Here is a 12,167-nt window from a genome sequence, read left to right on the forward strand (position 1 = left end):
GTTTAAAAGAGCCTGCCTTAAGCAAATATAATACACAACCCTGCACAAGAAGGTAAAACTTTGTCCAGGGTTTTATTTTACCTAAAAATCGCATGAATTTACGAATTAAGCACAACAGTTAAAATACTTTAGCATCCTTAATAAATCTAGAAGACTTCCGATAAAATTTAAATCATCAAGTCAAGAACATCATCAATGAAATGAGATATCCAGAAGCAAAAGCCTAGATTCAATATGTAAATATTTGATGTTGATTTTGGAGTGCTTTCTAGCTTCATCAAATACAAGGTTAAGAAAATTGATGGTGTGTTTGTGGAAGTTCCAATACAAAAAGCAAAACTTTCTCGTATAAAAATCAGCTAACTTTTTTATATTTGATTAGTTAAATAAATATTATATGGACAGTAGAATTCCCATTAATATTAATTAAATAAACAGAAGCGTTTGCAAATCGAATTATAAAATATGCTGATAATGAGGGATAAAACTTGCATTTTTATAAAAGATACAAGGGGGAAAATCTAATAATATAATCTATTTTTAATTTTTTAATAGAAAAATTGAAAAGCATTTGGCTATGGTTTTAGGCACTTATTCTTCTCCCTAAAATACGCCACTTGCTCCACTCGAAGAAATCTCTTTTCTCCGATATGATTCCTCCCTTTGGAAAAAGCTCGTAGTAATTCCCCTAAAAAAGGGTAAAAACAGAATACAAATCCCCCTTTTTAAGGGAGAGTTAGAAGGCTATAAAATTATTTCATACATCTTTTTGCCTTGTTAATTGTAATCAACTTAAAATTAACAATGTGGAAAAATCCTTAACCTAAATTTGTACTAACTTTAACTCAATCTTTGCCTACGCTGTATGCCTTAGTAAGAAGATTGTGTAGTAACTATGGTAAAATACTGTATCTCCATCGGGTTTTAGATGTATTTTTACCATTAACCCAGAGCTAGAAGTCAAGTTGGAGGTTCTTACGAGTTGCTGTTTACTGCATTAAGGAGCGGAAGTTTACGAAACTGCAACCGATCCAATTCTATATACTCTGAGCCAAATTGACTGAAGCGTAGATCCATAAGAAGCATAGATGCTGCTTGCATAGCGTAAACCGGGTGTCTACGCCGACAGCATGACATTTGCATATTTTTTGTGGAATTTTCTTAACTATTCTTGAGGAGTACAAATGCTTGAGGCTATCGCTGTTGCTTGGTTATTACTATTTTTTGGTGATTTTTTATCTACATTCATTTACCACGTACCCGAGCACGTTTTTGGTAGCCTTCATTTAAAAACGCACCACTCTTGGAAAAAGGACTTCCGCCACTACGCTATTTTGACTTTTAATCCCCAGGTTCTTTTAGATGGTATCCTGGGAGCTTTGCCTTATGTACTCATAGCAGTAGTTTTGTGGTCTTTCTCTCCCATTGGTGTTATTTCTGGATTACTGTTTGGTCAGTTTCATGTATGGTGGAGACACATTAGTGTACTGGGTTGGCAAACTCCAAAGGCTATAAATATTTTATGCCAAATTTTATTTATTACTACTCCTGAAAGACACTGGTTACATCATCACAAAACTAATTTAGGTTTCGGTGATATTTTCACCTTCTTTGAAGAACCTGCACAAATGTGGTTACGCTGGCTTCGATTACTCAGAATTCGTTTTCGCTACTCTCGGATCTAATAGAAGCGAACACCGATCTCAATAATTTTTAAAAGTAGCAAAAGAAGCTGCGATCGCAGTTTCTTTTGCTACGCTATTTATATTTTCAGGAAAATATATTATCCGGTAGGGGCAATTCATGAATTGCCCCTACTGTCTGTGGCTTTGCGTAAACTCTAAAAACCAAGCGAGTTATACAAACAGAATGATACCTCTGTTACGAAGTATAAAGGTATTTGCTAACGTTCAACTTCACTGTTACATCGCCAATGTTTTTGGGAAAGCTAGTCTTAATTGGCAAATTAATATATCCCTAGATTTTTATGAGAATTCCTCTCTTTTCCAGAGAGGGCGGTTTTCCTCCTGTCTCCTGCCCTGTGTTTGCTGCGTTCATTAATAAAATTAATCACCCAATTTGCTCGAATGGGGTTAATTTGCAACCTGCTACTGATGAGGTGTTTTATGTCCACAGTTAGCCTCAGAAAGATTCTCAACAAAAAAGAGTGGCCATCTCTCCTTCATAACTTAGTTTATCAGTTCAATATTGCGATTGATGTTGAACTGGTAGATGGCACTAAACTAATTAGCATTGGGGAGCAAACTACCGAAAACCGATATCCAGTAGAGGTGTCAGGAGAAATCATTGGTTGGGTTGTTGGAGGAGAACAGGCAACTTTACTTGCAACTTTGCTCTCATTGCTAGCCAAGCAAGAAGCTGAGAAAAAAGTACTTGCCATAGAATTGCTGGAGCGGTATCAGGAAATTGATTTGTTTGAGGATATTTCGACTCAACTCGCCACAAGTTTAGATACTCGACAAATTGCTCAACTCGTGCTTCAAGAATTAAGTCGATTAATTGAATCGTCTGCGGGGATGATTCTACTATTGAATCCTGATGCAACAGCCTTTGAAATCATCGCCGAATTTGGAGTGTTTTTTGACGATAGTCACCCAGAACCAGGTAAGGGAATTATTGGCAATATTGTGCAATCCAACCGCGCAGAACTGATCAATGATGTGCAAGCCGATCCTCGATTAGAGAGGCAAAAAAACGTTAGCGCCATGATTTGTGTACCGTTACGAGCCAAGGAGCGGGTACTGGGAGCGATCGCAATTGGCACATCCAAAACTGACTCATACAAAGCCGAACACCTGAAACTTGTGAGCATCTTTGCCTCTCAAAGTGCGATCGCCATTGACAAAGCTTTACTTTACGAACAAAGCACTCAAGCAGCAGTCCAGGCAAAAGCCCAGACACAGAAGCTTCAGCAAGCTCTTCATGAGTTGCAATTGGCTCAAACTCAGTTAATCCAAAGCGAAAAAATGTCCAGTCTCGGACAACTCATTGCCGGAGTTGCCCACGAAATCAACAACCCGGTTAACTTTATTTGCGGCAATTTAAAATATGTTGCCGAATATTCCCAAGACTTGTTACACCTATTGGAAAAGTATCAGAAATTCTTACCTATTATTCCTCCAGAGTTGGAATCAGAGTTAGACGATATAGACCTGGAATTTATCATCCAGGATCTCCCCAAACTGCTAGATTCGATGAAAGTGGGAACCGATCGCATCGTCGAAATTGTCCAATCCCTGAAAAACTTTTCCCGCCATGATGAAGCGGAAATGAAAGCCGTCAACATCCATGATGGCATCGATGGAACGCTAATGATTCTTCACCATCGCTTAAAAGCAGATATTCGCCGTCCGGCAATTGAAATCATTAAAGATTATGCCAAGCTTCCCTTAATTGAATGCTATCCCGGACAGTTAAATCAGGTGTTTATGAACATCCTAGCAAATGCCATTGATGCGATCGAAGAGTCATTAGTGATTAGTCATTCGTCATTGGCACCAAAGGAATCACAAATAACAAATGACAAAGGACAAATGATACTCCCGACCATCACTATTCGTACCAAAGTCCTTGATGGCCAGTGGGTTGTGATTCGCATTGCCGACAATGGCCCAGGCATGAAGGAGGAGGTGATCCGCCGCATTTACGATCCCTTTTTCACCACGAAAGATATTGGAAAGGGAACTGGCTTAGGAATGGCAATCAGCTACCAAATTGTTGTAGACAAACATGGAGGAATCCTCAAGTGTCGTTCTCAACCGGGTGAGGGCACAGAATTCTGGATTCAGATTCCATTAAATTGTGCAGTGGTGGATGCTGCTGAAGAACAGAATTACGCCTCTGCCTCACCAACTGCCACAACGGAATTATCTCATACACCCGATGCCGACGGTTTTATTCCATCAAATCCAATGCTCAAACCGACAGATTTGCTGATCCGCCATACTCAATTGATCCAGCGACTTTCGCAGCACAGTCCAGATGTGGAAACGGCATCACCCGATCAAATTTACCAGATGTTCCAACGGCATCCAATTTCATTAAAACTTTACGCCACTTTGTTGTCTTGGTTCTGTTGTTCTAACCCTACCGAAATACGCCACTAGAGAAACCTCAACCATGTTTAAGCAATTTGATGAATACAACAGTCAGCTATTTGAACAATGTCCTGTTGGGCTAGCACTATGCCGAAAAGATGGGACGCTAATTAACATCAACCCCGCCTTTGCTGCCATTTTGGGGCGTACTGTTCCAGAAACCTTGAATCTCAGCTATTGGCAAATTAATCCTAAAAACTATGCCGTTGCTGATCGAGCAACTCTAGAGAACCTAGAACAAACTGGTCGCTACGGCCCTTATGAGAAGGAATTAATCCACAAAGATGGTCATCTGGTTCCAGTTAGAATTTCTGGACTGATGATTGAGAAAGATGGAGAGGAGCTAATCTGGTCTAGCGTGGAAGATATTAGCGACCTTCGACGCGCCCAGCAGGAACGCCAACATACTGAACAAACCTTAAAACAGAGTGAAGCTCGATACCGCTCTTTGGTGACAGCTAATGTACAAATTGTCTGGGTAAGCACACCAGAAGGAATTTGTTTTGAACTGCAAAGTTGGATAGCCTATACAGGTCAAAGTTTAGCTGAAGCTGAAAATGGGGGCTGGATTGATGCCGTTCATCCCGAAGATCGCCCCTACACCGGAGAAGTCTGGAGTGCTGCTGTCAAAAACCTGAGTATGTATCAAATTGAATACCGAATTCGGGGCAAGGATGGCAACTATCGCTACTTTTGGGTCTGGGGTGCCCCCGTTTTAGAAGAAGATGGCAGCGTCCGAGAATGGATTGGCACCTGCACCGATATTCACGAGCGCAAGCTGGCAGAAGCCGAAAATCAGCGTCTTAAAGAACGATATCGCTCGTTAGTAACTGCTAGTTCCCAAATGGTCTGGACGGCATCGCCGGAAGGAATGGTGAACTCTGAAATAGTCGGTTGGGAGGCATATACAGGTCAGAGTGCAGCCGAAATGATGGGCTGGGGCTGGTTGGATGTCATGCATCCCGATGACCGTGCCTACAGTGCTGAAGTTTGGAGTGCTGCTGTAGCGAACCGGAGCCTTTATCAACTTGAATATCGGATTCGTGCCAAAGACGGCAGTTATCGTTACTTTTTTGGCAATGCAGTTCCTGTTTTAGAAGCAGATGGCAGCATCCGCGAGTGGATTGGGACTTGCACCGATATTCACGATCGCAAGCTAGCCGAAAAAACTTTGCAACAGAGCGAAGAACGGTTTCGCTCTTTGGTGACTGCCACCTCGCAAATTGTCTGGGTGACTACCCCTGAAGGAGAGGCGGTGAGCAATGAAATGTCTACCTGGTTAGCGTACACAGGTCAGAGTGCAGATGAAATACAGGATTTGGGCTGGCTCGATCCAATTTACCCCGATGACCGTACCTGCACCGCCCTAGCCTGGAGTGCTGCTGTGGTAAATCAGAGTCTCTTTCAAACCGAATATCGGCTGTGTGGTAAGGATGGCACATACCGCTACTTCTCTGTCTGTGGCACCCCCATCCTAGAAGCTGATGGCAGCGTCCGAGAATGGATTGGCACCTGCACCGATATTCACGATCGCAAGCTGGCAGAAGCCGAAAATCAGCGTCTCAAAGAACGATATCGCTCGTTAGTAACTGCTACTTCACAGATTGTCTGGGGGGCTACCCCAGAAGGATTGGGAATAAGTAGTGAAATGCTCACCTGGATGGACTATACGGGTCAGAGCGAAGCTGAAGTTGAGGGTTGGGGCTGGATCGATCCAATTCACCCCGATGACCGTGCTGGCTCTGCAGAAGTGTGGAATGCTGCTGTGGCAAAGCGAGGTATCTACCAAACCGAATATCGGCTGCGTGGCAAGGATGGTACGTACCGCTACTTCTCTGTCTGTGGTGCCCCCGTCCTGGAAGAAGACGGCAGCATTCGGGAATGGATTGGCACCTGTACTGATATTCACGATCGCAAACAAGCAGAAGCTGAAAATCAACGTTTATTGGATATGTTAAATCATTCCAGTGATGCCATCATCGTCCGCGACATGAGCGACAGAATCTCTCACTGGAATCACGGTGCCGAAAGGCTCTACGGCTGGATGCGTGAAGAAGTAAAAGACAAATGTATTCAGTCTTTTCTCAAAAAAACCTTTCCTAAACCAAAAGAAAAAATCATTGCAGAGTTATTAGAGCAAGATAATTGGGAAGGAGAAGTGCAACATCTTACCCATGATGGCAAACTGATTATTGTCCAAAGCCGATGGACTCTGCAACGTGACATCTCTGGTCAACCCTGCGCGGTGTTAGAAATTAATACCGATATCACCGCCCGCAAACAAGCAGAAATCGCTCTGCGGCAACTGAATCAAGAATTGGAAGCCAGAGTTATCGACCGGACAGCTGCCCTGCAAAATACCCTAGCAGAAGCACAGGGATTAAATGCCATTTTAGATAACTTAGCAGATGGTTTGTTAGTAGCAGACGCCGCAGGACAAATTACCCACTTCAATCCTGCCTTTTTAGCAATGTATGAATTGACAGCTACCACTGTCAAAGGTCACTATCGAGAACTGCCGATATCTGGTTTAGCAGACCTGGTTGCACGAACTCAGTCCCATCCTGGAGAGGTATTCTCTGCTGAAGTTGCACTGACGAAGGAACGCATTGGTCAGGCAGTGGCAACCGCCATTTTCAAAAAGACGACAGATCGAGAACCCTCTGCCTGCTTTGGTTCGGCACTACTAATTAGAGATGTGACAGCAGAAAAGGAAATCGACCAGATGAAGACTGATTTCATCTCAACGGTTTCCCACGAACTACGAACCCCATTAACTTCTGTTCTCGGTTTTGCGTCAATCATTCAAGAAAAGCTGGAAACCGATGTGTTCCCAATGATTTCTACCGAAGACCGCAAGCTTCAGAAAACTATTAAGCGGGTGGCTGACAATCTCAACATTATTGTATCGGAAGCAGAACGGCTTACATCTTTGATTAACGATGTCTTGGATATTGCCAAGATGGAAGCAGGCAAGGTGGAATGGCAGATGCAGCCACTCGATCCCAGCGAATTACTCGATTGGGCAACCAATTCTACCGCCGGGTTGTTTGAAACCAATGGTTTGCAGTTGGTCAGCGAGATTGAACCGGGACTGCCTCAGATAGTAGGCGATCGCAATCGGTTACTGCAAGTTTTAATCAATTTGATTTCCAATGCCGTTAAATTTACTGAATCTGGTTGTGTTACTTGCCGAGTCAAAAAAGGACACGACGGTGTTTGCATCAGCGTCATCGACACAGGTATTGGTATTGCACCAGAAGATCAGCCGAAAGTGTTCGAGAAATTCCGCCAAGTTGGGGACACCCTCACCGACAAACCCAAAGGCACAGGGTTAGGATTACCCATTTGTAAACAAATTGTCGATCATCACGGCGGTAGAATCTGGGTTGAAAGTGAACCAGGTCAAGGCAGTGTATTCTCATTCATCATTCCCACATACGCCAGCGATTCAAAAACCACTGCTAATCTGAATCTGGATATGCTAGTCAAACAACTCAAAGAACACGTCATCACCACAAACCCTGTGCTGAATCAAAACCGTAAAACCATTTTGGTTGTGGATGATGATGCTAATATTCGGGAACTGCTTCGTCAACAATTAGAAAACGAAGGCTACAACGTTCGGGAAGGAAAGGACGGCGTAGATGCAATTCATCAAATTAAAACAGCCCGTCCCGATCTGATTCTCTTGGACGTAATGATGCCTCAAATTAACGGTTTTGACGTGGCAGCCGTTCTCAAAAACGATCCTCAAACCGCAGACATTCCGATCATTATTTTGTCAATAATTGAAAACAAAGAACGGGGCTACCATATTGGTATCGATCGCTATCTCACCAAGCCCATTGATACAGAAAAACTTCTGAACGAAATAGGCTCACTGCTTTATCAGGGTATTTCTAGTAAAAAGGTATTAGTTGTAGATAAAAATGCATCAGCCTTAAAAACCCTATCGGATGTACTGCAAGCTCAGGGATACAACGTGATTGAAGCCTCCAATCCGCAAGAATGCATCAATAAAGCTTTGTCAGCCAAACCTGACATGATTATCATTGATTCTATCTTTTCTCAAGAAGCCGATTTAGTGAAAACCCTACGCTTTGAGAAGGAATTGGAAAATGTATTCTTTATTATGCTTTCCGATCAGTAATTGCTTTTACTGGGGACTGGGGAAGAAGCAGGCGGCAGGGAGCAGAGGGAGCAGAGGGAGCAGGGGAAGCAGGGGGAGTAGGGGAAGCAAGGGAAGAATAACTATGGTTATTGAGCAATTCCCCATTCCCCAATCCCCATTCCCCATTCCCCAATCCCCATTCCCCATTCCCCAATCCCTATTCCCCAATCCCCAATCCCCAATCCCCAATCCCCATGACAACCCAGAAAATTTTGATTGTTGACGATGAACCCAATATCTTGATTTTGATGGAACAAGCCTTAGAAGCATTAGAAGACGAGGGCGTTGAACTTCTAACTGCTAGAAATGGAGAAGAAGCTCTTGAAACTATTAAAACTGAAAAACCAAATCTAGTTTTTCTCGATGTGATGATGCCTAAAATGAATGGTTTGCAAGTCTGTCACATTGTTAAACACGACCTGCAAATGACTGATATCTACATTGTGATATTGACAGCTAAGGGGCAGGAATTTGATAAACAAAAAGGAATTGAGGTTGGTGCAGATTTATATTTAACTAAACCATTCCGCCCCAAAGAAGTACTTGAAAAATCAATGCAGGTGTTGGGTTTTTGAGTAAAGTTATGAATAATATTAAAGCTTACGCATTAACAGTAAATACCAAGTATAGATGATTTGAAAACCGTCTTTTTCAGATAAAGAATCGTTGACAGATGCTCAAACACATAGGGGCAGCACGAACAATATAGGAATCATATTTGATTTCTGAAAAATCTAAGTATTTGTAGGATGTGTTAGGCGTAAGCCGTAACGCACCCTTCTTAAGGCTTTAGTGCCGTACTCTTTGCGCTCACACCCTACGTATCTTTTCAAAAATCAAATAGTAGTCCTATATAATTCAATACGGTTCAGTTAAGGGCTATTGGTAAAAAATTTTGGGTTTTTGAGACGCGATAAATCGCCGTCTCTACAAGTGCTTTGGTCTTATCTGAACTGTATTGCTATATAATTTTTAACTCAGTCACTAGCTTATGCCTGAGTTAGAAACACTTTCAAATCGCAGTACACGTAATAGCCCTTAAGTGTAAATACTGTCCACATGTACTGCGATTTGAAGTAAAAAATAGTTTAGTTTTTATAAATAAAAATACTGTAATTGTTCGAAGTTTTTCCAGTTAAACATATCTAATATTCAACACTTGTGCGTGTAAACTTATACAAGCTTTATCGGCTATTGCATAACATAGATTTACACGCAATCAATGCAAGAATATGAAAAAATTTCTGGGTGTTTTAATGGTTTCTAGTCTAGTAGGACTAGGAGCATTCTCTACGGTTAACAAAGCTCAAGCCGCATCCCTAACAATAGATCCTACAGACACCTTTTTGAGAACCTACACTGACACAACTTTTTACCAAGGTGTGAATACTGTTGCTGGTAACACTAAAGCCATATCCCTAGCAGATTTGGGTTTGAAAGGTGGCGACTCTATCAGCCTAAATATTTCTGGTAAATTTAACACGAGTGTTTGGAGTCCAGGCCAAAGGAGCGACATGATAGGGGTATTCAGTACCTCAGATCACCTCCTTGACACATCTTCTAAACAACGTGTAGTTGATGCTGTAGCCCTCAATCAGCAAGATGCCAATCAATATGACTACACTCAGAATACGTGGACTTCTAACACTTTGTTTAATTCTACCGCCTCCCCAAGCTCTACCTTTGACCCTAGCAAAAATGCTTATATGTGCAGTGATGCAACCCTGAGTGACCCTAACAGAGTCTGCGGTCAACAAACATTATTTGATGGTGTTTTTGGTATCTTCGGTAAGACAACACTTACAATTCCCACCACGGCGACTTTTTTGTTCTTAGCTGTGAACGATGTTTTCTATAGTGACAATACGGGAAGTATATTGATAGACATTGACAAAATAGGAACTGTGGATAATCAGCTTTCAGTCCCAGAACCTAATACTATTCTTGGTGTGCTGGCAACGATCGCATTAGCATTGAAAATGAAACGCAAGCAACAAATTGCTAAATAACTCTCTTGTGCTACTCTCCAAAAACTTTTATCATACTGAAAAAGGGCAATACCCAACGGTAAGCTGCTTTGCGTCTACATAAATTGCCCCTACAGCGCAGGTCTATTTACCATCCAAGAATGATTAATAAAAACCTGAAATGACATACTTACCTTGATTCACAACATAATTGTTTTGTGTAGTGCCTAATTACTAGCTTTTCACCTGCGTAGGTGTAGCCCGTCGTAGACATTGCACTACTGGGAACAATCGGCACAAATCTAGACTTCGTTAATGGATCAACGGTTAACAGTACTCATGTCAGGGTAGCGCTCACCTGCTGCTACACCTTTTGGTGCAACTGCTTCGAGTCGATTCAACTCTTCTTCAGTCAGGGTAATATCGGTAGCTGCAACATTCTCCTCTAAGTAGGTTCGGCGTTTTGTACCAGGAATTGGCACAATATCTTCTCCTTGAGCCAATAGCCATGCTAGTGCAAGTTGACTAGCAGTTACTCCTTTTTCGGTGGCGATCGCCTTCACTTGCTCGACTAATTGCAGATTCTTATAAAAATTCTCACCTTGAAAGCGAGGCGCATTTCTGCGATAGTCATCAGGTGCTAGATCGTCAGGGCTAGCGATCGCACCTGATAAAAAACCTCTTCCTAATGGGCTATAGGGAACAAACCCAATTCCTAATTCCCGCACAGTAGGTAAAATTTCATCTTCTGGTTCTCGACTCCAAAGCGAGTATTCTGTTTGGAGTGCTGCAATGGGGTGAACTGCCACAGCCCGCCGAATCGTCGCCGGAGCAGCTTCTGAAAGCCCTAAATAACGCACTTTTCCAAGCCTAACTAACTCCGCCATTGCTCCTACAGTATCCTCAATGGGCACGGTTGTATCTACCCGATGTTGATAATAGAGGTCAATTACTTCGACTCCCAAACGTTTGAGTGAGGCATCGCAAGCTTGATGGACATATTCGGGTTTGCCGCTAATTCCTTGCCAACCACCATCTTCAGTGCGGACATTGCCAAATTTGGTTGCCAATACTACTTTATCTCGGCGATCCTTAATTGCTTTGCCTACTAATTGCTCATTAGTAAAAGGCCCGTACATATCGGCAGTATCAAGAAAATTAACTCCAAGTTCCAATGCTCGATGAATTGTAGCGATCGCCTCAATTTCATCACGACCACTATAAAACTCGGACATTCCCATACAACCAAGTCCGATAGCTGAAACTTCTAACCCAAGTTTCCCTAGCTTTCTGGTTTTCATCAAATAGTCTCCTAGTCAGTAATTGGTCAGAGAAAATCAACTCCTTCAGCATTATCCCTTTCCTTATAACTCAGTCATCTACACTTAGAAGGATTTACTGCAAAAATATATACACATCATAAACTTGAAATAATACGAACTCCTTTTTCACACATAGTTTCTTTTAGATGCTGATAGATAGTATCATCATGAACTAGCAGACCCTGTTTAGTCTTCGTGTTTACAATTAAATATCTTGGCTCTTTTTCTGAAGGTGAAGTATTGAATTTTAAGAGTGCCCAATCAGAGTCCAAGCCATTCTTCCATAGATATGAAAATTCTTCTAAGTTGGTGTTCATGTCAATACTTTTTTTAACTAAATCTTACTTAGGAAAGAAAATTGTAGAGTGTGTTAGAACAGAGTTCGTAACCCACTATGATCAAGGGTTTGATGCGTTACGCTGTCGTTAACACATCCTACGTAGATTTTCAGAAATTAAACCGGATTCCTATAGAAACCTAGAAGATATTTAACGTAGTTTTAAGGTTTCAGGCAATTTTTTTGCTTCTAAAACCCAAAAAATTGGTCTAATCTGAAAAACCTACCTATAAGAGGCTCGCCTGCTTA

Annotated in this window: 6 protein-coding genes; 5 read left to right on the forward strand and 1 reads right to left on the reverse strand. The window is 42.0% G+C overall.

What is annotated here, in order from left to right:
* Positions 1 to 1,184 precede the first annotated feature (1,184 nt).
* The 5 genes from RMZ41_RS03350 (at position 1,185) to RMZ41_RS03370 (ending at position 10,301) form a co-directional block, all read left to right on the forward strand.
* Positions 1,185 to 1,685: a fatty acid hydroxylase gene (locus RMZ41_RS03350; RefSeq protein ID WP_322644260.1), complete on the forward strand. Its 501-nt coding sequence runs from the start codon at positions 1,185 to 1,187 to the stop codon at positions 1,683 to 1,685.
* A gap of 441 nt (positions 1,686 to 2,126) precedes the next feature.
* Positions 2,127 to 4,127, forward strand: coding sequence for an ATP-binding protein (locus tag RMZ41_RS03355; RefSeq protein WP_322644259.1), 2,001 nt, complete (start codon positions 2,127 to 2,129; stop codon positions 4,125 to 4,127).
* Between the two features lie 13 nt (positions 4,128 to 4,140).
* Complete coding sequence (locus RMZ41_RS03360; protein ID WP_322644258.1) at positions 4,141 to 8,271, forward strand: PAS domain S-box protein; 4,131 nt, start codon at positions 4,141 to 4,143, stop codon at positions 8,269 to 8,271.
* Positions 8,272 to 8,486: 215 nt separating this feature from the next.
* Positions 8,487 to 8,867 (forward strand): response regulator, encoded by a 381-nt coding sequence (locus RMZ41_RS03365; protein ID WP_322644257.1) that lies wholly within the window; start codon positions 8,487 to 8,489, stop codon positions 8,865 to 8,867.
* A 657-nt stretch (positions 8,868 to 9,524) separates the two neighbouring features.
* Complete coding sequence (locus RMZ41_RS03370; protein ID WP_322644256.1) at positions 9,525 to 10,301, forward strand: PEP-CTERM sorting domain-containing protein; 777 nt, start codon at positions 9,525 to 9,527, stop codon at positions 10,299 to 10,301.
* Positions 10,302 to 10,579: 278 nt separating this feature from the next.
* Here the strand turns inward: RMZ41_RS03370 and RMZ41_RS03375 are convergent, their stop codons facing one another.
* Positions 10,580 to 11,560: an aldo/keto reductase gene (locus tag RMZ41_RS03375; RefSeq protein ID WP_322644255.1), complete on the reverse strand. Its 981-nt coding sequence runs from the start codon at positions 11,558 to 11,560 to the stop codon at positions 10,580 to 10,582.
* Positions 11,561 to 12,167 lie beyond the last annotated feature (607 nt).

Source organism: Nostoc sp. DedVER02 (assembly GCF_034530675.2).
GTDB lineage: Bacteria > Cyanobacteriota > Cyanobacteriia > Cyanobacteriales > Nostocaceae > Nostoc.